23 protein-coding genes are annotated in these 22,863 nt (G+C 58.6%); 7 read left to right on the top strand and 16 right to left on the bottom strand.

All coding sequences use genetic code 11. The features are described 5' to 3' along the window. Nucleotide 1 precedes the first annotated feature (1 nt). Complete coding sequence (locus tag ACA075_RS05280) at nt 2-583, bottom strand: ComF family protein (RefSeq protein WP_497297579.1); 582 nt, start codon at nt 581-583, stop codon at nt 2-4. Between the two features lie 473 nt (nt 584-1,056). Between ACA075_RS05280 and ACA075_RS05275 the strand changes: the two genes are divergently transcribed. The 3 genes from ACA075_RS05275 (at nt 1,057) to ACA075_RS05265 (ending at nt 2,338) form a co-directional block, all read left to right on the top strand. Next, on the top strand, nt 1,057-1,566 hold the full coding sequence (locus tag ACA075_RS05275) for a BRO-N domain-containing protein (protein ID WP_497297578.1): 510 nt from the start codon (nt 1,057-1,059) through the stop codon (nt 1,564-1,566). A 255-nt stretch (nt 1,567-1,821) separates the two neighbouring features. Further along, nucleotides 1,822-2,070, top strand: coding sequence for a CopG family ribbon-helix-helix protein (locus ACA075_RS05270; RefSeq protein ID WP_134101860.1), 249 nt, complete (start codon nt 1,822-1,824; stop codon nt 2,068-2,070). Next, nucleotides 2,048-2,338, top strand: a complete 291-nt coding sequence (locus ACA075_RS05265) for a type II toxin-antitoxin system RelE/ParE family toxin (RefSeq protein ID WP_497297577.1) — start codon at nt 2,048-2,050, stop codon at nt 2,336-2,338. Before ACA075_RS05270 ends, ACA075_RS05265 begins: the two co-directional genes overlap by 23 nt. 48 nt (nt 2,339-2,386) lie before the next feature. Here ACA075_RS05265 and ACA075_RS05260 read toward each other — a convergent pair whose 3' ends face one another. Beyond that, on the bottom strand, nt 2,387-2,572 hold the full coding sequence (locus ACA075_RS05260) for a hypothetical protein (RefSeq protein WP_010462962.1): 186 nt from the start codon (nt 2,570-2,572) through the stop codon (nt 2,387-2,389). Between the two features lie 657 nt (nt 2,573-3,229). Between ACA075_RS05260 and ACA075_RS05255 the strand changes: the two genes are divergently transcribed. Beyond that, nucleotides 3,230-4,855 (top strand): glucan biosynthesis protein D, encoded by a 1,626-nt coding sequence (locus tag ACA075_RS05255; protein WP_497297576.1) that lies wholly within the window; start codon nt 3,230-3,232, stop codon nt 4,853-4,855. 208 nt (nt 4,856-5,063) lie between these two features. Here ACA075_RS05255 and ACA075_RS05250 read toward each other — a convergent pair whose 3' ends face one another. From ACA075_RS05250 to ACA075_RS05240, 3 genes are all read right to left on the bottom strand, one after another. Further along, nucleotides 5,064-6,170 carry an NADH:flavin oxidoreductase/NADH oxidase gene (locus ACA075_RS05250; RefSeq protein WP_497297575.1) on the bottom strand — a complete coding sequence of 369 codons (1,107 nt, stop codon included), beginning with the start codon at nt 6,168-6,170 and terminating at the stop codon, nt 5,064-5,066. Nucleotides 6,171-6,527: 357 nt separating this feature from the next. After that, nucleotides 6,528-8,237, bottom strand: coding sequence for a single-stranded-DNA-specific exonuclease RecJ (recJ, locus tag ACA075_RS05245; protein ID WP_497297574.1), 1,710 nt, complete (start codon nt 8,235-8,237; stop codon nt 6,528-6,530). 66 nt (nt 8,238-8,303) lie between these two features. Next, nucleotides 8,304-8,846 (bottom strand): YaeQ family protein, encoded by a 543-nt coding sequence (locus ACA075_RS05240; RefSeq protein WP_010462971.1) that lies wholly within the window; start codon nt 8,844-8,846, stop codon nt 8,304-8,306. Nucleotides 8,847-8,993: 147 nt separating this feature from the next. Here ACA075_RS05240 and ACA075_RS05235 point away from each other — a divergent pair, with 147 nt between their 5' ends. Next, nucleotides 8,994-10,193, top strand: a complete 1,200-nt coding sequence (locus ACA075_RS05235; protein WP_497297573.1) for a CaiB/BaiF CoA transferase family protein — start codon at nt 8,994-8,996, stop codon at nt 10,191-10,193. Beyond that, nucleotides 10,147-11,115: a TIGR02285 family protein gene (locus ACA075_RS05230; protein WP_497297572.1), complete on the top strand. Its 969-nt coding sequence runs from the start codon at nt 10,147-10,149 to the stop codon at nt 11,113-11,115. Before ACA075_RS05235 ends, ACA075_RS05230 begins: the two co-directional genes overlap by 47 nt. A gap of 169 nt (nt 11,116-11,284) precedes the next feature. On the opposite strand, the gene ACA075_RS05225 is transcribed toward ACA075_RS05230, so the two are convergent. The 11 genes from ACA075_RS05225 to ffh all read right to left on the bottom strand — a co-directional run bounded on the left by ACA075_RS05225 (nt 11,285) and on the right by ffh (nt 21,834). Beyond that, complete coding sequence (locus tag ACA075_RS05225) at nt 11,285-11,572, bottom strand: DUF3509 domain-containing protein (RefSeq protein WP_497297571.1); 288 nt, start codon at nt 11,570-11,572, stop codon at nt 11,285-11,287. A gap of 162 nt (nt 11,573-11,734) precedes the next feature. Then, nucleotides 11,735-13,090 (bottom strand): transporter substrate-binding domain-containing protein, encoded by a 1,356-nt coding sequence (locus ACA075_RS05220; protein WP_497297570.1) that lies wholly within the window; start codon nt 13,088-13,090, stop codon nt 11,735-11,737. Nucleotides 13,091-13,211: 121 nt separating this feature from the next. Beyond that, complete coding sequence (gene thrC, locus ACA075_RS05215; RefSeq protein WP_497297569.1) at nt 13,212-14,621, bottom strand: threonine synthase; 1,410 nt, start codon at nt 14,619-14,621, stop codon at nt 13,212-13,214. Nucleotides 14,622-14,687: 66 nt separating this feature from the next. Further along, the gene (locus tag ACA075_RS05210) at nt 14,688-15,992 is read right to left on the bottom strand and encodes a homoserine dehydrogenase (RefSeq protein WP_219095836.1); all 1,305 of its coding nucleotides are present in this window, start codon (nt 15,990-15,992) and stop codon (nt 14,688-14,690) included. 133 nt (nt 15,993-16,125) lie between these two features. Next, complete coding sequence (gene dsbC, locus ACA075_RS05205) at nt 16,126-16,857, bottom strand: bifunctional protein-disulfide isomerase/oxidoreductase DsbC (RefSeq protein WP_219095835.1); 732 nt, start codon at nt 16,855-16,857, stop codon at nt 16,126-16,128. A gap of 326 nt (nt 16,858-17,183) precedes the next feature. Beyond that, the gene (xerD, locus tag ACA075_RS05200; protein ID WP_010462986.1) at nt 17,184-18,080 is read right to left on the bottom strand and encodes a site-specific tyrosine recombinase XerD; all 897 of its coding nucleotides are present in this window, start codon (nt 18,078-18,080) and stop codon (nt 17,184-17,186) included. Between the two features lie 182 nt (nt 18,081-18,262). Continuing rightward, complete coding sequence (rplS, locus tag ACA075_RS05195) at nt 18,263-18,613, bottom strand: 50S ribosomal protein L19 (protein WP_003175895.1); 351 nt, start codon at nt 18,611-18,613, stop codon at nt 18,263-18,265. 45 nt (nt 18,614-18,658) lie between these two features. Next, nucleotides 18,659-19,432: a tRNA (guanosine(37)-N1)-methyltransferase TrmD gene (gene trmD / locus ACA075_RS05190; RefSeq protein ID WP_154503229.1), complete on the bottom strand. Its 774-nt coding sequence runs from the start codon at nt 19,430-19,432 to the stop codon at nt 18,659-18,661. Then, nucleotides 19,414-19,950 (bottom strand): ribosome maturation factor RimM, encoded by a 537-nt coding sequence (rimM, locus tag ACA075_RS05185; protein ID WP_010463008.1) that lies wholly within the window; start codon nt 19,948-19,950, stop codon nt 19,414-19,416. Before rimM ends, trmD begins: the two co-directional genes overlap by 19 nt. Nucleotides 19,951-19,955: 5 nt before the next feature. After that, entirely contained in the window at nt 19,956-20,207 is a 252-nt protein-coding gene (gene rpsP / locus ACA075_RS05180) for a 30S ribosomal protein S16 (RefSeq protein WP_010463010.1), read from the bottom strand. A 250-nt stretch (nt 20,208-20,457) separates the two neighbouring features. After that, nucleotides 20,458-21,834, bottom strand: a complete 1,377-nt coding sequence (gene ffh / locus ACA075_RS05175) for a signal recognition particle protein (RefSeq protein WP_462019411.1) — start codon at nt 21,832-21,834, stop codon at nt 20,458-20,460. A 210-nt stretch (nt 21,835-22,044) separates the two neighbouring features. On the opposite strand from ffh, the gene ACA075_RS05170 reads away from it, so the two are divergent. Next, nucleotides 22,045-22,857, top strand: a complete 813-nt coding sequence (locus tag ACA075_RS05170) for a cytochrome C assembly family protein (RefSeq protein ID WP_497297568.1) — start codon at nt 22,045-22,047, stop codon at nt 22,855-22,857. Nucleotides 22,858-22,863 lie beyond the last annotated feature (6 nt).

The following is a 22,863-nucleotide window of genomic DNA, read 5'->3' as shown; positions in this document are numbered from 1 at the left end:
TTCATTTCCAAGTTAATGCCGCGACGTAAATCTTCCCTACTTTTGGATACTTACGCAAAGCAGCACAGGCAGCATCCATTGACGCCCCACTGTCAAACAAATCATCAACGACCAACACATTCCAACAGCCTGAACTGGTGATTTGATCATTCACGCTGAAACTAGCTCCAATAGCAGCAACCTTTTCAGCCTTGGAATGCAAATCCTTAAGCGATTGCCCCGTAGCGGCCTTTCGGAGTAAATCCGAGAATACAGGCTTTCCTATTATTCGTCCTAACTCCACGGCTACCTCGGTAACGGGTTGTCGGGGACGTACATTCGAAGCCGGCATAGGAACGACGAACCCTACTTGAGCAAGCTTAGGTAAAACATTCGCAGCGACCGCTTGAGCAAGAGGGCCCACCTGAGACCAATCCTTCTGGTATTTGAGCTGGTAGGTTGCCTGTCCTACCTCGGTCCGGTGGTTATCGAAGCGTGGGTTTCCGTGCTCATCTTCCCCTAGGAAGGTACTACTTATCATGTGCTTGTCCAGCACCCATCCCAGGTCCCAAGGACCATTTATCTGTTTGAGGGATACTTTCAAGGCATTCTCCATTTGTCAGCCTGTCCGTTAAGCACCGAAATTTCCTTGGCGCTTTTTGACCATAGGCAATGAAAAACAGAGATTCCAGTCGAACGCCGCGTGGCGCTGACTCTCATGCAAAAACAGGAAATTCCTACAGACCGAGCCTTCCGTTAGAAGCTCCAATTCCTACAACACGCGGCGCCAGAGTAGACTTGGCGCCGCGAGCGCCTGAACGATAGGCTTGACCTCGTCGCTGCCAAATCAGCGACCCGGGGTCGAAGCCGGTAAATCATCAACATGGCGCATCCGCGCCCCCATATGAACTGGGGCAATTTTTGCCTTCAGTTTCGCTTTATGGTGGGCCGTGTGGCGCGGGCCTCTTGGCTTGCATGTTGATCGAGAATGTCCCGACTTCGAACGCCGCACGGTCCGCCACCCAAATCTGTCGAAGGATTAGTGGCGGCTCCTTTTTTCAACATGGAGTCGAAAAAATGCTTAAGCACACGCTAAATCCGTCTGAAACCCATCCTCATTTCATCCCTGCTGTCTTCACCCGCCACAACCGCTTCCTCCACGCCTTCATTCAGGACAACCAAGCCTGGTTCTGCGTCCAGGACCTCGGTCGCTTGATGGGCCGTCCGCTGGACCAACGCCTCACCCTGAAACTCGATCCCGATCAACGCCGATATGTCTGGTTGCTGAAGGACGGCAAAATCGTCGAATCGCTGATGGTCAGCGAATCGGGAATGTATGCCTTGCTGGTCCATCATTTCATCCCGGAAAACCGAAACCTGCGTCAGTGGCTAAGCAACGAAGTCATCCCGACGCTGCGTGAGTCGAAAGCGGCTGTGGATAACATTCCAAGCCTGAGTTCATTGCAGTGGGCAGGCATCTCGGTGCCGCTGTTGCATTGGCAGAATCAGGCATGGATCAAGTGGCGGGACATGCCTGACCTGATGCAGGCGCAACGGCCGTTCACGATCGTGGGCACCTGTAGATGAAGGCTGGGGGAAGCAGCCCAGTGTAGGCGTGAGCCTGCGGGGATGTTTGGAAGGTTAGTCGGTGAACGAGTTTGCCCCGCTACCATCATCGGGAGCGGGGCACTCATTGCATTTCGAAATACATCCCTTCCTCCCGTTCTTCTTTCGCCCGCTAAGGTTTCTTCAAACCAATGCAAGGCGATCGGTTGACGAACAAGCCAGTAAGACCTAGGGTGTTTACGTCGTTTACAGCGTATACATTTTAGGAGAGCCACCATGGCCTCGCCCGTTTTGTCTTTTCGAGTTGAAGAAACGCTGGCCCAACAGCTGGATAATCTGGCAGCGGCTACCGATCGAGACCGTCAGTATCATCTCAAGCGTGCATTGGTTCGATATGTAGAAGCCGAGTCATGGCATCTACAAGCCATAAGCGACGGCATAAAAGACGCCGACGCAGGAAAACTCACCGATCTGGATGCCGTGAAGGCTAAGTGGGCAAAACGTGCCGAGCGTAGTACTGACTGAAAAAGCTGAAAGTGACCTCGATTCTATTCATGAGTATTACCAAGGCGTCCTTGGTGCTGATGCCGCATTGGAGGTCATAGCGATTTTTCTGCAATCCTTCCGTCAACTGGAGCAATTTCCAGGATCAGGAAGGCCTTCAGTAGTACCCGATGTACGAGAGCTGGTATTCGGTCGTTATCCATTTATCGCACCCTATCGATTGATGCATGGCCAGATACAGGTGCTGCGTGTTCTGCACCAGCGGGCAGAGCGATCGCAGAACTGGTAATCGGCGACATTCAGCCGCAACACTATCGCGGCTGAACGTCGTACCTCCTTAAAACCGCGAAACACTCCGCATCGCATCCACCAGATACCGCATCGCAATCCGGTCGTTTTCCGACAGCTCGCGATACCGCTCCAGCAACTTCATTTCGTCCGAACTGAGGCGATGCCTTCGTCGCCCGGTCGCCAGGCAAGGGAAGATTCCCAGCATTTCAGTGATGCCTTGTACTTTCGTCATGGACGATGTCCTTCTATAAGCCCGAGAAAACTTCAAAAACCGCATCGCCCTATCCTTTTCATTAGCCGCCAGCCTGAAGGACAGAGCCGGTCATGAACACAGAATAGGAACATTCGCGGCGCTGAAAAGCGGTTTTTAGAGTAATTAGTCAAAAAAAGCAGAAATGCCCTATAAATCAGAAAGTGCTGTCGGAAAACTTAACCGACATTTCTTGTTTCATTGCCGCATCATCAAAGTGCTACCAATCATTTTTTCTCTGCAACCGAACGGTTTAAGCTATTTGGCATCTGTGTAGGGGGCGTTCTCAATTAGTTTCCCCTCCGCGTTGTCGCCTTAAAACGGGCCAGGCAAGGCGCAGGCCTCTGGGAATGGTTGTTCCCTTTCCAAGGCCTGCAACGCAGCCTGACCCGTTTTAAGGCACAACCCGAAGGGCCGGGCCTGCTGTTGTGCAGGGCTGCGTTGCTCGAAGCTTATTTGGAATGACCAAACCTCGCTTCTCGCGCCTTGCCCTGCACAACAGCAGACCCGGCGCGGAGGGGAAACTAATTGAGAACGCCCCCCTAGTCCGTTGCGTTTGGCCAAGGCATGTCCGAACCGATATTTTTGATCCAGCACGTGCCAGGAACGGCGCGGGATTGTTCACGACAGGTTGTACTTATGCATCGCAGGAATTTGCTCAAAGCGTCCATGGCCATCGCTGCCTACACCGGTTTGTCGGCCACTGGCCTGCTGGCCGCCCGTGCCTGGGCGGGCACCGGCACCGCGGATGGCGAGGCGCAGGCGTTCGATTTCGAGGCGCTGAAGATTCAAGCCAAGCAACTCGCCGGCAATCGCTATCAGGACACCAAGCAGGTGCTGCCGCCGACCCTGGCGACCATGACGCCGCAGAATTTCAACGCGATCCGCTACGACGGCAACCACTCGCTGTGGAAAGACTTGAACGGTCAGCTGGATGTGCAGTTTTTCCACGTCGGCATGGGGTTCAAGCAGCCGGTGCGCATGTACAGCGTTGATCCCAAGACCCGCCAGGCCCGTGAAGTGCATTTCCGCCCTTCCCTGTTCAACTATGAAAAAACCACGGTCGACACCAAGCAGCTTACCGGCGACCTGGGGTTTTCCGGGTTCAAGCTGTTCAAGGCGCCGGAACTGGACAGGCATGACGTGTTGTCCTTCCTCGGCGCCAGTTATTTCCGTGCAGTAGACGCCACTGGCCAGTACGGTCTGTCGGCACGCGGGCTGGCGGTCGATACCTACGCGAAGAAGCGTGAGGAGTTCCCGGACTTCACCAAGTTCTGGTTCGAGACCCCGGGCAAGGACAGCACCCGCTTTGTGGTCTACGCGCTGCTGGATTCGCCGAGCGCCACTGGCGCCTATCGCTTTGACATCGATTGCCAGGCCGAACGCGTGGTGATGGAGATTGACGCTCACATCAACGCGCGCACCGCCATTGAGCAACTGGGCATCGCACCGATGACCAGCATGTTCAGCTGCGGCACGCACGAGCGCCGCATGTGCGACACCATTCACCCGCAAATCCACGACTCCGACCGACTGGCCATGTGGCGCGGTAACGGCGAGTGGATCTGCCGCCCGCTGAACAACCCGGCGACCCTGCAGTTCAACGCCTTCGCCGACACCGACCCGAAAGGTTTCGGCCTGGTGCAGACCGATCACGAGTTCGCCAATTATCAGGACACCGTCGACTGGTACAGCAAGCGTCCAAGCCTGTGGGTAGAACCTACGACCGCGTGGGGCGAAGGCTCTATCGACCTGTTGGAAATTCCTACAACCGGCGAAACCCTCGATAACATCGTTGCGTTCTGGACCCCTAAGAAACCGGTCGCGGCCGGTGATTCCCTGAACTACGGCTACAAGCTCTACTGGAGCGCCCTGCCACCGGTGAGCACGCCGCTGGCGCGGGTCAATGCGACCCGCTCGGGCATGGGCGGCTTTATCGAAGGCTGGGCACCGGGCGAGCATTACCCGGAAGTCTGGGCACGACGCTTTGCCGTGGACTTCACCGGTGGCGGCCTGGACCGTTTGCCGGAAGGTGCGGGGATCGAGCCCGTGGTGACCTGCTCGAACGGCGAGGTGAAGGATTTCAACGTGCTGGTGCTGGATGACATCAAGGGCTATCGGATTACCTTCGATTGGTACCCGACCAATGACAGCGTGGCGCCGGTTGAGCTGCGGTTGTTCATTCGCACCAATGACCGGACGCTGAGTGAGACCTGGTTGTACCAGTATTTCCCGCCGGCACCGGATAAGCGCAAGTACACCTGATAGTAAAAGGCTGTCTGGGCCGGCCCCTTCGCGAGCAGGCTCGCTCCCACAGGGGATCTTCGTTGGATACAACATTTGTATTTCATGAAGACTCAATGTGGGAGCGAGCATGCTCGCGAAGACGGCCTGACAGACGACAAATGTTTCCGCCCAGAATCGCAAAAGCCCCGATCACATCGATCGGGGCTTTTTGCTTTTACAGCCGCATTCAGTCCCGCAAATCAGACTCATGAATCGGCTGATCCCGATGGGTCGCCCGCTGATACTGCGCCGGCCAGATCGCCTTGCGTCCGCCCAGATCATCATCGGCATGCAGTGGCCAGTACGGATCGCGCAACAGCTCCCGCGCAAGGAAGATGATGTCCGCCTGGCAGGTGCGCAATATGTGCTCGGCCTGGGCCGGTTCGGTAATCATTCCTACCGTGCCGGTGGCGATGTCTGACTCCTTGCGCACCCGTTCGGCAAAGCGGGTCTGGTAGCCCGGACCAGTAGGAATTTCGGCGTTGGCCGCGGTACCGCCCGACGAGACGTCAATCAGGTCCACGCCCAGGTCTTTCAGGCGCCGCGCCAATTCCACTGTTTCATCGGGGTTCCAGCCGTCTTCCACCCAATCGGTGGCCGACACTCGCACAAATACCGGCAGCTCCTCTGGCCAAACCGCACGTACAGCTTCGGTGACTTGCAGCACCAGCCGAATGCGGTTTTCGAACGAGCCGCCATATTGATCGCGTCGCTGATTGCTCAGTGGCGAAAGAAACTGATGCAGCAGGTAACCGTGAGCGGCATGGACTTCGACCACTTTGAAACCGGCAGTCAGCGCTCGCTTGGCTGAGGCGACAAAGGCCTGAATCACCGCTGCAATCTCGCTTTCATCCAGCGGCTTCGGATGGGTGTGCTGCGGGTCGAAAGCAATCGGCGACGGCCCCACCGGCACCCAGCCGCCATCTTCGGGTTTGACACTGCCATGCTTGCCGATCCACGGCCGATGGGTGCTGGCCTTACGCCCGGCGTGGGCCAGTTGAATGCCGGCCACCGCGCCCTGGGCGGCGATGAAGCGCGTGATGCGTTGCAGGGGTTCGATCTGTTCGTCATTCCACAAGCCGAGATCCTCGGCGGTGATGCGCCCGTCGGCCGTGACCGCCGTGGCTTCGGTAAAAATCAGGCCGGCTCCACCGACGGCGCGGCTGCCGAGGTGGACCAGGTGCCAGTCATTGGCCAGTCCATCGACGCTGGAGTACTGGCACATCGGTGACACGGCAATGCGGTTGAGCAGGGTCAATTGACGAAGGGTATAGGGTTCAAGCAGCAGACTCATGGGGCACCTCTCGAATCAGTGGGCAGGCTCCAGGGTTCTGTTTGAATAGTCGACGAGTGACAGGAAAAAGGCGCAGCACCCGCCCCCGCGGGCAAAAATTGGACAAGACGTCACAAGGATAATCAAGCAGTGCTTAGAGCCTAGTCGACATCGGGGGATGAGGGAGGGTTCAAGAATTGAAACACCCCAAATGAGAGATCAAAGCAGTATCTGTGGCGAGGGGGCTTGTCCCCGTTCGGCTGCGTAGCAGTCGTAAATCATGCGATACGGTGGATCTGGCGTAAATGAATCGCGGATTTCAGGGCTGCTGCGCAGCCCAACGGGGGCAAGCCCCCTCGCCACAAAAGCAGGTAGCCACTATCGCGGTTCGATGTGGGCAATCATCAGCTGTACGGTCTCGTTCCCGCGAAACTCGTTGAGGTCGAGTTTGTAGGCCAGTTCCACCCATTTGATGGTCGGATTCGGCCAGATGTCGCGGTCGATACCGAAGGCGATGCCATCAAGCTTCACCGAGCCACATTCACTTTTGAGCACCACTTTGAGGTGCCGCTCGCCGACGACGCGCTGTTCAACCAACTGAAACACGCCATGAAACAACGGCTCCGGGAAGTGCTGCCCCCAAGGTCCGGCATGGCGCAGGGCACGAGCAAGTTCAAGATGGAATTCTTCGACGGCCAAAACCCCGTCCGACAGCAGACGCCCGGTCAGGTCTTCTTCGCGCAATTGCCGGCGCACTTCTGCGTCAAAGGCCTCGGCGAACAGCGGAAAATTCGCTTCCGGCAAGGTCAAACCGGCCGCCATGGCGTGGCCACCGTACTTGCTGATCAGGTTCGGATGCTGCGCGGCCACCACACTCAAGGCGTCACGAATATGAAAGCCCTGAACCGAACGCCCCGAGCCCTTGAGCAAACCATCGCCAGCATCGGCAAAGGCAATGGTCGGACGGAAATAGCGCTCTTTCATACGCGAAGCGAGGATGCCGATGACACCTTGGTGCCACTCGGGATCAAACAGGCACAGGCCAAACGGCATCGATTCGACCGGCAAATCCTTGAGCTGAGCCAGCGCTTCACGCTGCATGCCCTGCTCGATGGACTTGCGGTCCTGGTTCATGCCGTCGAGCTGCACGGCCATTTCCCGCGCCAACCCCGCGTCATCGGTGATCAGGCATTCGATGCCCAGACTCATGTCATCCAGGCGCCCCGCCGCATTCAGGCGCGGGCCGACGATGAAGCCCAGGTCGGTCGAGGTGATGCGTGCCGGTTCACGCTTGGCGACTTCGAGAATCGCCTTGATGCCCGGACGGGCGCGGCCGGCGCGAATCCGCTCCAGGCCCTGGTGCACCAGAATCCGGTTGTTGGCATCCAGCGGCACGACGTCGGCGACACTGCCTAGTGCCACCAGGTCCAACAATTCGCCGATGTTCGGCTGCGGCGTGTTCGCGTACCAGCCGAGGCTGCGCAACCGCGCGCGCAGGGCCATCAACACATAGAAAATTACCCCGACGCCGGCCAGTGCCTTGCTCGGAAATTCGCAACCGGGCTGGTTCGGATTGACGATGGCATCGGCCAACGGCAGTTCGTCGCCGGGCAAGTGGTGGTCGGTGACCAGCACGTTGAGGCCAGCCTTTTTCGCCGCCGCCACGCCTTCGACGCTGGAGATGCCGTTGTCCACCGTAATCAGCAACTGAGGCGTGCGCGTCAGCGCCACTTCAACGATTTCCGGGGTCAGGCCGTAGCCATACTCGAATCGGTTCGGCACCAGATAATCAACATGGGCCGCGCCCAGCAGCCGCAACCCCAGCACGCCCACGGTACTGGCGGTCGCGCCATCGGCGTCGAAGTCACCAACAATCAGAATCCGCTGGCGTTGTTCGAGCGCCGTGACCAGCAAATCCACCGCCGCATCGATACCTTTGAGCTGCTGGAACGGAATCAGCCGCGCCAGGCTCTTGTCCAGTTCCGCCTCCGATTGCACGCCCCGCGCCGCGTAAAGACGCGTCAGCAGCGGCGGCAGGTCGCCGAGGAATGGCAGGGTGTCGGGCAACAGGCGAGGTTCGATGCGCATGGGGTGACAGGTGCTTCTCTTGAATACGTAGGATAAAACCGGATAACGCGGACGAACGGCGAAAAATCAGCCGCGTTCGCCACTCAGCCACTGCAACTGGACTTCATGCTGACCCCGGTCGTCGGTGACGAAAATCGTCCCTTCGCTGATCATCACGTCCCACTTGATAACGCGGGGCATATCTTTGGCCAGGGTTTCCAGGATGTCCTGAGGCACGGCCGCGATGTGCACGTTTTTCAGGTTTTTGATCGCCGGGATAACCTTGGTTTCCCAGACGCGCAGGCTGCCGTAAGCCAACAGGCTGGTACGCTCGGTACGGCGCGAGCACCAGGTCAAGCGATCGGCGTCCGGCTGACCGACTTCGATCCAGTGCAGGACACGGTCGTCCAGGCTCTTTTCCCACAGGGCGGGTTCATCCACGTCTGACAGACCGCGACCGAACGACAGTTGCTCGTTGTACCAGAAGGCGTAGGCCAGCAGCCGCACGGTCATGCGCTCTTCGGTTTCCGAAGGGTGACGGGCGATGGTCTGCTTCACGCTCTCGTAAACGCTGCGGTCGAGGTCGGTGAGGTTCAGTTCAAACTTGTAGGTCGTGGACGGCTGGGCCATGAACGGGCTTCTTGATACGAGGAAAGGCGGCAAGTCTAACCGATGCAGTAGGCAATCAACGAATAGAAGGCGATGAAGCTTGGTCGTCTGACGTTGGGCTATGTTAAAAGGCTATATCCGCTCAGCCTTTGTCCTACAGGATCCAGCATGCCGTTCACCGCCAAACCGCTCTCAGGTCTGAAAGTCATCGAGTTGGGCACCTTGATCGCCGGGCCGTTTGCCTCGCGCATTTGCGCTGAGTTCGGCGCCGAAGTGATCAAGATCGAATCCCCCGACGGCGGTGATCCGCTGCGCAAATGGCGAAAACTCTACGAAGGCACCTCGCTGTGGTGGTTCGTCCAGGCCCGCAATAAAAAGTCCCTGACCCTGAACCTGAAACACCCGGACGGCCTGGCCATTCTGAAAAAACTGCTGAGCGAAGCGGACATCCTGATCGAGAATTTTCGCCCTGGCGTGTTGGAAAAACTTGGCCTGGGCTGGGATGTCTTGCACGCCCTCAACCCGAAACTGGTGATGGTACGGCTGTCGGGCTTCGGCCAGACCGGGCCGATGAAGGATCAACCCGGTTTTGGCGCCGTCGGTGAATCCATGGGCGGCCTGCGCTACATCACCGGCTTCGAAGACCGGCCACCGGTGCGCACCGGGATTTCCATCGGCGACTCGATTGCCGCGCTCTGGGGTGTGATTGGCGCACTGATGGCGTTGCGTCACCGCGAGGTCAACGGTGGCAAGGGCCAGGTGGTGGACGTGGCGCTGTATGAAGCAATCTTCGCCATGATGGAAAGCATGGTGCCGGAGTTCGACGTGTTCGGTTTCATCCGTGAGCGCACCGGCAACATCATGCCGGGCATCACGCCTTCCTCGATCCACACCAGCGCCGACGGCAAGCATGTGCAGATCGGCGCCAACGGCGATGCGATCTTCAAACGCTTCATGCTGGTCATCGGTCGCGAAGACCTGGCCAACGACCCGGTGCTGGCCAGCAACGATGGACGCGACAGCCGCCGTGACGAGATTTACGGGGTGATTGATCGCTGGGTCAATTCGCAGCCGCTGGACACCGTGCTCACGCAGCTGAATCAGGCCGACGTGCCCGTCAGCCGAATCTTCAGCGCCGAAGACATGTTCAGCGATCCGCAGTACCTGGCCCGGGAAATGTTCCTGCAGGCCAAGCTGCCGGACGGTAAAGACTTCAAGATGCCGGGGATTGTGCCGAAACTCTCTGAGACACCCGGCGATTGCGAATGGGTCGGGCCACAACTGGGTGAGCACAACGCACAGGTACTCCAAGAACTTGGCTATGACGCGTCGCAGATTGCACAACTGCGCAAAGACGGAGCCATCTAAGCTGAGGCGCCGGCTAGCGCAGTCCATCAGATTCTGCCTGACGCATGGCGGGCGGGTGGTGCGCGCGTTGCTGGTTACGCTCCTGCTCGCCGGGCTGGCCCCATCCGCGATGGCGCAACCCAAAGAAACGCTGATCTGGCTGATGCGTGATTTGCCGCCATTGACGATCTTCGAAGGACCGAAAAAAGGCCAGGGCGTTATCGATCAACTGTTGCCGCTGTTGATTGCCGGCATGCCGCAATACGAACACACGCTGATGCGGGTCAATCGCGCACGCGGCTTGCAAATGCTCCACGACCCCTCCCTCACGTGCGACGCGGCGCTGAACAAAAGCAAGGAGCGCGAGCGCTGGATTGCGTTTTCCATTCCGGTTTTTCGGGCCATGAGTAATGGTGTGGCGGTTCGACGCGTGGATCGTGAGGTGCTGGCACCCTTTATTCAGGACGGTGAACTGGACTTGGCCGCCCTGCTCGCCAGTGGCCGCGAGAAACTGGGCATCATCGCCGAGCGCAACTATGGCGAGTACCTCGATGCACTGCTCAAGCAAGCGCCACCCGACGCGCTGACGCTGCACTACGGCAACGATGCCTTGGGCAGCCTTCTGCAAATGCAACGTTTGGGACGATTGCGTCTGCTACTGGGCTATCGCCCGGAAATCCGTTACCAGGCCCAGCAGCAGGGAATCGCGGAGGATGAGCTGCAGTTTTACCCGATTCGTGGCGCGGAAAAATTCTTGTCCGGTTATATCGGCTGTACCGACACGCCCATAGGCCGGCAAGCGATCGTCGAGATCAATCAGCTGCTGCGCAAACTGCCCCGCGCCCAGTTGAGCGAGGCCTACGCCGCGTGGCTCGACCCGGAAAGTCGCAACGCTTACCTCGAAGAATCCCGAGTGTTCTTCGAGCATCAGGCGCAGCCGTGACAAATCGCAGGCAAAAGAAACCCCGAGAAGTGGGGAGACGACTCGGGGTTAAACGTGGTCTACATAAAGACCAGTGGCAGCAAGCTACAAGCACCGGAGCACAATGCTTGATCCTGCTGTTACATGGTCTGACGACCTGAGCGCAGGAAGGTTCCCACAAAAGAACAATTCAATTTCGATTGGCCAGGACCTTATCCTGGGCCGCATTGCGCAGCGCCGCGATGACGCAGGGTTCCAGCCGTCCTTCGGCAATCAGCACGTCACGGTGCAAACCGTCGACGACATCCGTCAGCAGACGGTAATCGGTTAACTGAGCTTGATTGAACGCCCGTTCGACCACGATTGCGCCGGTCGCATTCTTCAGTGTCACCAGGCATTCGCCATGGGCGCCCGACGGGGTCAGCTTGACCTGATACGGGCTCAGAGCCTCACCGAGCAATAGACTGATACTTTCCATCTCGATCACCACTCAATAGTCCGAAAACAAAGTGCCTGGGGCGTGTTCACAGTAAATGACCACCGGCCCGAGAAGAAAGTTCTGGATTCCAGGTGCAGACGCGTCGGCGTCCCTGGTCGATAGAGCATGCACGGCAAAGATGACAGGGAAAAAACAGCCTGTTCACAGGTGCCTTGTCCGGTGACCGATATCAGTCCATCCCCCCAGCAACCCTCGCAATTGGCCGTCGGCGCTGTAGAACGGCACCGTCCATTGGTAGATGTCCCGGACACCGTTGTTGAACAGCAATTGACGTTCACTGAAGCGTGACTTTCGGGTCTCCATCTGCGCCATGAATTCAGCATGCAGCAGCGCTGCGGTTTCCGCCGGCAGCACATCGAGCTCAACCAGCCGTCGCCCCTGAACCTGGTCAAAACGGGTGCCGAGGCTCTCCTCATAACTTTTGTTGCACATGATCAAACGCCCTTGCAGATCACGAACAAACATCGGATCGGGCATGGCGTCGATCAACGCATGCTGGAAAGCAAGCTGATCGCCGAGCCCCTTCTCAGCGTCTACGCGCTGCTTGATCAGCGCCGCGAGCCTGCGGTTCCAGAGCAAGGAAAGCAGTCCGAACAGGCTGACGATAAACATGCCCCAGCAAACCCAGTGAGTCATCTGCCGCCAGCGAGAAGGAGACTCGACGGGAGCGATACCGTTGAGCCATTTCAAGCGAATGGCGCGCAAGTCGGCCGCAGGAAAGGCCTCAAGCGCCTTGTTGAGTATGCTCAGCAACGGCGACTGACCTTTGCGTACCGCGAGGTGATCAGCCTCCCATTTACCCTCCACGCCGCGCCCGACCTTGAGTTGCCCCAACGGATAGAGCTGCGCTCCGATTTCATTTTCGATGGTGGCAAAGGCTTCACCACTTTCAACCAGCGCCCTGGCTTCAGCGTAAGTCTTGACCGTGCGCAACTCGATCGCTGGGTAGTCGCGGCGAATTGTGCCTTCGAGTGCATGCCGGGCCGGCAACACCAGTACTCTTTTCGCCAACTGCGCCAGATCGTGCACGACCGGTGCGCCTGCCCGTCCGACAAACACCCATCCAGCGCCACCGAATGCATGACTGAAATCCAGGAACGCCTTACGCTCGTCATTCATTGCCAGCGTTGTGCTCATGTCCGCCTCGCCACTTTCCAGACGCCCGAGCAGTTGATCGGTGGAAAACGACTCTTCGTGAACAAACTGCAAGCCCGTCATGGCACTGATGCGATTGAGCAGATCGTTGTTCAGACCGCTCCACTGACCGTGTTCATCCTTGAACAGATAAAGCGGGTATTGCACTGACGAGACGATGACTTGCGGGTGCTCGGCAATCCACCTCAATTCCTGAGCATCCAGTTCGATGGTTGCGCCGACGCCCGCCCCCCTGGACTCGGGCGTCGCCAATTGTGCGGCCGCCCCTGCTTGAGCCAAGCCCAGGACGCCGATCAAAAACATCCAGCACACGGCTGGCTTTAACCCTCTGAAAAACAGCATTACCACTTCCTTCGCAATCAACTCGCCCATCCTTTCTGGGGCGAAAACACGACAAGTGTGGCATGCAGAAATGAGAAAGCCCGTCAGGAGACGGGCTTCAAAATGTGACAGCTTTTACCGGTTACAGAGGCTTGCCGCGGTTGCCATGCTGACTGACAAAGGCCTGCACGGCTTTCAAATCGTTCGGCAACACGGTGCAACGCTCATCTCGCTCAAACAAATCAGAAAGATGTGCAGGTAGTTCAAGCGCTTTTCCTACGCCGGCTTTCTCCACTGCATCCGGGAATTTGACCGGATGGGCCGTGCCGAGGATCACCATTGGAATATCCAGGCTACGACGGCATTCGCGCGCAGCCTTCACGCCGATGGCGGTGTGCGGATCCAACAGCTCGCCGGTTTGCTCGTAGACTTCGGCGATGGTTTCGCAGGTTTGCGCGTCATCCACGGCCAGAGAATCGAACAGTTTGCGGGCTTCGGTCCAGCGTTCCTGTTCGACGCTGAAACCGCCGCCCTGCTTGAAGCTGTCCATCAAACCGGCAATCGCTGCGCCGTTGCGACCGTGCAGGTCGAACAGCAGACGCTCGAAGTTCGACGACACCATGATGTCCATCGACGGCGACAACGTGGCGTGCAGGGTTTCCTTGACGTACTGATTGCCGCTCATGAAGCGGTGCAGGATGTCGTTGCGGTTGGTGGCGACGATCAACTGGTTGATCGGCAGGCCCATGTTGCGTGCCAGGTAACCGGCGAAGATGTCGCCGAAGTTGCCGGTCGGCACCGAGAACGACACCGAGCGCGCCGGGCCGCCCAACTGCAGGGCTGCGTGGAAGTAGTAAACGATCTGGGCCATGATCCGCGCCCAGTTGATCGAGTTCACCGCCACCAGACGCGTGCCCTTGAGGAAGCTCTGGTCGGCGAAGCTCGCCTTGACCATTTCCTGGCAGTCATCGAAGTTGCCTTCGATGGCGATGTTGTGGATGTTCTCGCCGAAAAGGGTGGTCATCTGCCGACGCTGCACTTCGGACACGCGGTTGTGCGGGTGCAGGATGAAGATGTCGACGTTTTCGCAGTGCTTGCAGCCTTCGATGGCGGCCGAACCGGTGTCGCCGGAAGTGGCGCCGACGATGACCACGCGCTCGCCGCGTTTTTCCAGCACGTAGTCGAGCAGACGACCGAGCAGTTGCAGGGCGAAGTCCTTGAACGCCAGGGTCGGGCCGTGGAACAGCTCGAGCACCCATTCATTGCCATTCAGCTGACGCAACGGTGCCACGGCGCTGTGCGAGAACACACCGTAGGTTTCTTCAAGGATCTTTTTGAAATCGGCATCAGGGATGCTGCCGGTGACGAACGGGCGCATCACCCGGAAGGCCAGCTCGTGATACGGCAGGCCGGCCCAGGAAGCGATTTCTTCCTGGGTGAAACGTGGCAGGTTTTCCGGGACGTACAGACCGCCGTCGGTGGCAAGACCGGCCAGCAGGACATCTTCGAAATTCAGGGCCGGTGCCTGGCCGCGGGTACTGATATAACGCATGACTGGCTCCAATAGACAGTGTTCGCAAACCCGGGCCCGCACGCAGGCCCGGTGAACGATAACGGCTTAGTTCAGGTGCTCGACGCGGATCCGAACGACCGGACCGACTACGCCTGCCAAGGCCTCCAGCGCGGCGATCGCGTCGTTCATGTGCTGTTCCAGCACACGGTGGGTCAACAGGATCATTGGCACCAGGCCGTCATGCTCTTCGACTTCTTTCTGCATGATCGATTCGATGTTGATGCCACGCTCCGACAGGATGCTCGCGACCTGGGCCAGTACGCCCGGATGGTCTTTCGCCTGAATGCGCAGGTAGTAGGCACTTTCGCACGCTTCGATTGGCAGGATCGGGTGCGCCGACAGTGAATCCGGCTGGAAGGCCAGGTGCGGCACACGGTTCTCCGGGTCGGAGGTCATGGCGCGAACCACGTCCACCAGGTCAGCGATCACCGACGAAGCGGTCGGCTCCATGCCAGCGCCAGCGCCGTAGAACAGGGTCGAACCGGCCGCATCACCGTTGACCATCACCGCGTTCATCACGCCATTGACGTTGGCGATCAGGCGATCGGCCGGGATCAGCGTCGGGTGCACGCGCAACTCGATGCCGGACGCGGTGCTGCGAGCGACGCCAAGGTGCTTGATGCGATAGCCCAGCGCTTCGGCGTAGTTCACGTCAGCGGTTGTCAGCTTGGTGATGCCTTCGGTGTAAGCCTTGTCGAATTGCAGCGGGATGCCGAAGGCGATGGAGGCCAGGATCGTCAGCTTGTGGGCCGCGTCGATGCCTTCAACGTCAAAGGTCGGATCGGCTTCGGCGTAACCCAGGGCTTGCGCCTCGGCGAGTACGTCTTCGAAGGTGCGACCCTTCTCGCGCATTTCGGTAAGGATGAAGTTGCCGGTGCCGTTGATGATCCCGGCAACCCAGTTGATGCGGTTGGCGGACAGGCCTTCGCGGATCGCCTTGATCACCGGAATGCCACCGGCCACAGCCGCTTCGAACGCCACGATCACGCCTTTCTCGCGTGCCTTGGCGAAAATCTCATTACCGTGAACGGCGATCAGTGCCTTGTTCGCGGTGACCACATGCTTGCCATTCTCGATGGCCTTGAGTACCAGCTCGCGGGCAACGGTGTAGCCGCCCATCAGCTCTATGACGATGTCGATCTCAGGGTTCGTGGCCACTTCGAAGACATCGGTGGTAATCGCAATACCGGTCGTTTGGAACTGAGGCTTTGGCGTGCGCATGGCAATTTGTGCCACTTCGATTCCACGCCCGGCACGACGAGCAATTTCCTCGGCGTTGCGCTGAAGTACGTTGAAGGTACCGCCACCGACGGTCCCTAACCCACAGATGCCTACTTTGACCGGTTTCACTGTGAACTCCCCATAAAACGGCCGACTCAAGGCCGGCCGTGAAAACAGCCGCATACTCGCGGCTCTCTATTAATGACCCGGCAAATGGTGCCGCCGGACCATGATCGTCAAAGGCTGGCCGTAACGATGCGAATTATTTCGCGCCCAGCGCCAGTTTGGCGACTTGTGGCGCAGGCTGGTAGCCCGGAATGACCTGACCGTCAGCCAAAACGATGGCCGGTGTGCCGTTCACACCGATCGACTGACCCAGGGCAAACTGCTTGGAAACCGGGTTATCGCACTTGGCGGCCTTGATTTCCTTGCCGTCGACCATTTTGTCCATGGCGGCTTTCTTGTCTTTCGAGCACCAGACCGCTTGCAGCTGTTCGTCACCCGGCGAGCCCAGGCCCTGGCGCGGGAACGCGACGTAACGCACTTCGATGCCGCGCTTGTTCAGCTCCGGCACTTCGGCGTGCAGTTTGTGGCAGTACGGGCAGGTGGTGTCGGTGAACACGGTGATGTGCGATTTGGTTTCGCCGATCGCCGGGTAGACCACGGTTTCTGCAACCGGGATGGCGTTGACCAGTTTGGACACGCCCAGGCGTTCGGTCTTCTCGGTCAGGTTGACCGGCTTGCCGTCCTTGAGCTGGAACAAGTAGCCCTGCACCACGTATTGGCCGTCGGCGCTGGCGTAGAGCACGCGGCTGCCTTGCAGTTTGACTTCGTACAGGCCCGGCAACGGACTGGCGGAGATGCTTTCTACCGGTACTTCCAGCTGGAGGTTTTCCAGGCTTTTACGAATGGCTTTGTCGGCCGCGTCATCGGCGACGGCAAAGGTACTGACCAACGCAATGGCTGCGGCGGCGAAAATCTGGATCAGACGCATGAGAACTCCTGAAGGCGGACAAATGGGACGATCAGAACGCCCGTGCCGAAACACCGGGTCATAACCGCCCATCGTGCAAACCGGCAAAGCCTACCACATAAGGCCCCTGTGGCCGACTCCGGCTGACGCAACACACATAATGGTGCGCATTTGATAACACTTATTGTGGCGAGGGAGCTTGCTCCCGCTCGACTGCGCAGCAGTCGTAAAACAGGCACTTCGATTTTCCTGATTAACCGTGGCCCATGGTTTTGGGGTCGCTGCGCGCCCCAGCGGGAGCAAGCTCCCTCGCCACAATGGGCCACTGCCATCCATCTCGGGTTTTGTCAGCCGCGCGGGTGGTGTTTGGCGTGCAGGTCTTGCAGTCGGGCGCGGGCGACGTGGGTGTAGATCTGGGTGGTCGACAGGTCGCTGTGGCCGAGCAGCATTTGCACCACACGCAAGTCGGCGCCGTGGTTGAGCAGGTGCGTGGCGAAAGCGTGACGCAAGGTGTGCGGCGACAGCGACTTGCCGATCCCGGCAACCTTGGCCTGATGCTTGATGCGGTGCCAGAAGGTCTGACGGGTCATCTGCTCGCCGCGCTGGCTGGGGAACATGACATCGCTGGGACGTCCGCCAAGCAATTCTTGGCGACCATCACGCATGTAACGCTCGACCCAGACAATCGCCTCCTCACCCATTGGCACCAGCCGCTCCTTGCTGCCCTTGCCCATCACTCGCAGCACGCCTTGACGCAGGTTGACCTGTTCCAGTGTCAGGCTGATCAGCTCCGTCACCCGCAAGCCGCACGCGTAAAGCACTTCAAGCATGGCGCGGTCACGCTGACCGATGGCTTCGCTCAAGTCTGGCGCCTTCAGCAGCGCTTCCACGTCTGCTTCCGACAGAGACTTGGGCAGCGGCCTGCCCAGTTGGGGCATATCGACGCGCAAGGTCGGATCGACGGCAATCAGCTTTTCCCGCAGCAAATAACGATAAAAGCCACGCACACCGGAGAGAAATCGCGCGGTGGACCGGGGTTTGTAGTTTTGTTCCAGGCGCCAGGCCAGGTGATCGAGGATCAACTCGCGGCCGGCGTTGATCAACTCCAACCCTTTTTCCTGCAGCCAGCCGTTGAACAGGGCCAGGTCGCTGCGATAGGCATCGCGAGTATTGTCGGACAGGCCTTTCTCCAGCCAGAGCGCGTCGAGGAATTGGTCTATCAGGGGATGATCGATGGCGGGCATAGTGGCTCAGGTCACTGGAAAACTGACGGCAAGTCTTTCATAGCCTGCTGAGGCTTTATAGAGCCTGATGTAAACGCGGTGTGTGATAGATCGATTCGCGGGCAAGCCACGCTCCCACAGGTAAATCGCAGGCAACAAAAAAGCAGCCCGTAGGCTGCTTTTTTCTGCATCGGAAGCTGGACTTAAGCCAGTTTTTCCTTGATGCGAGCTGCTTTACCGGACAGGTCACGCAGGTAGTACAGCTTGGCTTTACGTACGTCACCGCGACGTTTAACGGCCATGCTGTCGATTTGCGGGCTGTAGGTCTGGAAAGTACGCTCTACGCCAACACCGTTGGAGATTTTACGAACGGTGAAAGCACTGTTTACGCCGCGGTTACGCTTGGCGATAACAACACCTTCGAACGCTTGCAGACGCGAACGGTCGCCTTCCTTCACTTTCACCTGAACGACAATGGTGTCGCCCGGGGCAAAGGTAGGGATCTCTTTGGTCATCTGCTCTGCTTCGAGTGCAAGGATGATTTTGTTAGTCATGCTGTGCTCCTAAGGTAAATCGTCGGATCTACCATCGATACGTTGTTAACTATCGTCCCGCTCGCGGATGTATTCCTCGAGCAGCTTCTTCTCTTCTCCAGAAAGCGAGCGGCTTTCCAGAAGATCGGCGCGTCGTTCAAAGGTCCTACCAAGGGACTGCTGTAAACGCCAACGCCGGATATGCGCGTGATTGCCACTTAGCAACACGTCGGGAACACGCTGATCCGCATACACCTCCGGTCGGGTGTAGTGCGGGCAATCCAGCAAACCATCCGTAAAGGAATCTTCCTCGGCGGAGTCCGCATGCCCTAAAGCTCCAGGCAGCAGTCGTGTAACCGCATCGATCAGGACCATCGCCGGCAGCTCGCCGCCAGACAGTACATAGTCGCCAATCGACCACTCTTCATCGACATGAGCCTCAATAAAACGCTCGTCAATGCCTTCATAGCGGCCGGCAATCAGGATCAATGCATCCAGATTCGCCAACTCGCGCACCGCCGACTGAGTCAGTTGACGGCCTTGGGGGGACAGGTAAATCACCTTCGCCGCCTCCCCGGCTGCTGCCTTGGCCTGAACCAGAGCATCTTCCAGGGGCTTGATCTTCATCACCATGCCCGGACCACCGCCAAATGGGCGATCGTCCACAGTGTGATGTCGATCCGTCGTGTAGTCTCGCGGATTCCAACAGGTGAGCTGCAACAGCCCCTGTTTCACCGCACGACTGGTGATGCCGTACTCGCTGATGGCGGAAAACATCTCGGGAAACAAACTGATCACTTCTACGCGCAAGTTAGCCACGCTTAGAAGTCCGCATCCCATTCCACCTTCATCTCGCCTGCGGCAAGGTCGACTGCCAACACGCATTGCTCCGTATAGGGCAACAGGCGTTCGCGATCATCCAGGCTGCCAGCGCAAGGCTTGACCACCATTACATCATTGGCGCCGGTTTCCAGAAGATGATCGATTTTCCCGAGCAATTGCCCGAGTTGATCAATAACCTTCAGACCTTCCAGCTGGTACCAGTAGTACTCGCCGTCGGTCAATTCAGGGAACAGGTTGCGCGGCACGCAGATCTCATAACCGGCCAGAAGACGAGCTTCTTCACGATCATCAAGACCCTTGAGCTTTGCGACCAGGAACTTGTCGTTCCCACGTCCGCTGACCAGCTCGACCTGTTTCACATTGCCTTCGCGCTTGAGCGTCCAGGTTTTGTACTGCAACAGGTTTTCAGTCGGATCAGTAAAGGAATAAACCTTCACTTCGCCGCGAACGCCATGAACAGAATAAATCTTGCCGATAACGATCAAATCATCAGCAATGGCAGGCGTCGCGTTCATATTGCTCAGGCCGCAGCCTTAGATGCATCCTTCAACAACTGAGCAACACGCTCAGAAGGTTGTGCACCAACGCTCAGCCAGTAGGCTACGCGCTCTTGGTTCACGGACAGGCGGACTTCTTGACCACGAGCAACAGGGTTGAAGAAACCAACCTGTTCCTTGTGCGAACCGTCGCGCGGGTTGCGGCTGTCGGTTACGGTCAAGTGGTAAAACGGGCGCTTTTTGGAGCCGCCAAGGGCAAGACGGATTGTTAGCATGTGAACATCGTTCCTGTAGTCGGTGCTGCAAATCTAAAGGCACAGCGGGCATAGGTGCCCGAAAGGCCGCATATTCTAAGGAATATCCGGACTTTTGCAAATGACTTTTTCCGGCGGCCTTCCGGTCGCCATCAAGATTTGCTATAGAGCCGTCGTTGAAAACGGCCAGTCAGCTCCCGCCAAGTGCGGGTTTGCTGGAGTTCCCACATTGCTGTGGTACTGCGCCGACATGACTGCCGGCGCGGATTCTTTACATTTTCGGCATGCCGCCGCCGGGCAACATACCGCCCATGCCGCGCATCATTTTGGCCATTCCGCCTTTCGCGGAGAATTTCTTCATCATTTTCTGCATCTGCTTGTGCTGCTTGATCAAGCGACCGATGTCCTGCACCTGGGTGCCGGAACCCATGGCGATCCGGCGTTTGCGCGAACCGCTGATCAGCTCAGGGTCGCGGCGCTCGGCCGGGGTCATGGAATTGATGATGGCTTCCATCTGCTTGAACTGTTTCTCTGCCGCGCCCTGGGCATTGCCCATTTGCGCCAGATTGACGCCGCCAATGTTCGGCAGTTTGTCCATGAGGCCGCCGAGGCCGCCCATGTTCTTCATCTGTTGCAGCTGATCGCGGAAGTCTTCGAGGTCGAAGCCCTTGCCCTTTTTCAGCTTCTTGGCCAGTTTGTCGGCCTTGTCCTTGTCGAGGGTCGCTTCCGCCTGCTCGATCAGACTGAGCACATCGCCCATGCCGAGGATGCGCGAAGCAATACGCTCAGGGTGGAACGGTTCGAGCGCATCGCTCTTCTCGCCCATACCGATGAACTTGATCGGCTTGCCGGTGATGGCGCGGACCGACAGCGCGGCACCGCCACGGGCGTCGCCGTCGACCTTGGTCAGGATCACACCGGTCAGCGGCAATGCATCGCCGAAGGCCTTGGCCGTGTTGGCGGCGTCCTGGCCGGTCATGGCGTCGACCACGAACAGGGTCTCGACCGGGTTGATCGCGGCGTGCAATGCCTTGATCTCGCCCATCATCTCTTCGTCGATGTGCAGACGACCGGCGGTATCGACGATGACCACGTCGATGAATTTCAGTTTCGCTTCTTTAATAGCCGCTTGCGCGATGTCGACCGGCTTCTGGCTCAGGTCGGACGGGAAGAAGGTGACGCCGACTTCACCGGCGAGCATTTCCAGCTGCTTGATCGCCGCCGGACGGTAAACGTCCGCGGACACGACCATGACCGACTTTTTCTTGCGCTCTTTAAGGAAGCGCGCGAGTTTGCCGGCGGTGGTGGTTTTACCCGCACCCTGCAAACCGGCCATCAGGACCACGGCCGGTGGAACGGCGCTCAGGTTCAGATCTTCGTTGGCGGCGCCCATCAGGCTTTCGAGTTCGGCCTGGACGATCTTCACGAAGGCCTGGCCCGGCGTCAGGCTGCGAGACACCTCGGCACCGACGGCGCGCTCCTTGACCGAATTGACGAAGTCTTTCACCACCGGCAAGGCGACGTCGGCTTCGAGCAACGCCATGCGCACTTCGCGCAGGGTGTCTTTGATGTTGTCCTCGGTCAGCTTGGCCTTGCCGGTGACATGGCGCAGCGTCTGCGAGAGACGGTCGGTTAAGTTTTCAAACATTGCGCGATCCTTTCAGGCCCTGTGTAGACCGGGATAATGGCGGCCCAGACCGGAATAAACATGTGCTCGGCGAGCCTGCGGCGTGGGCAGGTCGCGGATTATAGCGAAGACTGCGTCTGGCGGACACCTCGTCGTCAGGTTGCATGGTCTTTCGTGCTGCGGGGGTTCTATGCCAAACTCAGCGCCTTTCGGGCTTGCCTAACAGGATTTATGCTCCCCTTGTCACCCAGTTTGCTGACTACCCTCGCCGCCGCCTGCTTATACGCCGCTGCGACTATCTATCAAGGCACTCGTCTGGCCACTGGCGCCAAGGCGAACAAACGCCTGCTGGTCACGCTCGGCGTGCTCGCCGTGTTGGCTCACAGCGCCAGCCTGCTCGCCCACCTGCTGACCCCGATCGGCCTGGGCCTGGACTTTTTCAGCGCCGCCAGCCTGATTGCCGCGGCGGTCATCGCCCTGACCCTGCTGGCCTGTTCGCGGATACCGGTGGAGAACCTGCTTATATTGCTGTTCCCGCTCGGCGTTGCCACGGTGCTGCTGGCGCAGTTCGCCCCCGCCGGCACGGTGCAGGTCATCGACGAAGAGCCGGGCATTCTCGCGCACATCCTGCTGTCGATCCTTGCTTACGGCATGTTCACCATCGCGATGTTTCAGGCCTTGCTGCTGCTGGTGCAAGACCATCAGCTCAAGCACAAACACCCGTCGGGCCTGATCAAGAACTTCCCGCCGCTGCAAACCATGGAAAGCCTGTTGTTCGGCTTCCTCTGGGCCGGCTGGACCTTGCTGTCGCTGTCGCTGCTGTCTGGCTGGCTGTTCGTCGACAACCTGTTTGCCCAGCACCTGGTGCACAAAACCTTGCTGGCTTGCCTGGCCTGGATCGTCTTCAGCGTGCTGCTATGGGGCCGTAACCGCCTCGGCTGGCGCGGACACAAGGCCATTCGCTGGACCCTCGCCGGTTTCTGCCTGCTGATGCTGGCGTACTTCGGCAGTAAGCTGGTCCGTGAATACATCCTGCACATCTGACGGGCG

It is taken from the genome of Pseudomonas sp. LBUM1663 (genome assembly GCF_059695905.1).
This window is presented reverse-complemented; position numbering and strand designations above follow the sequence as displayed.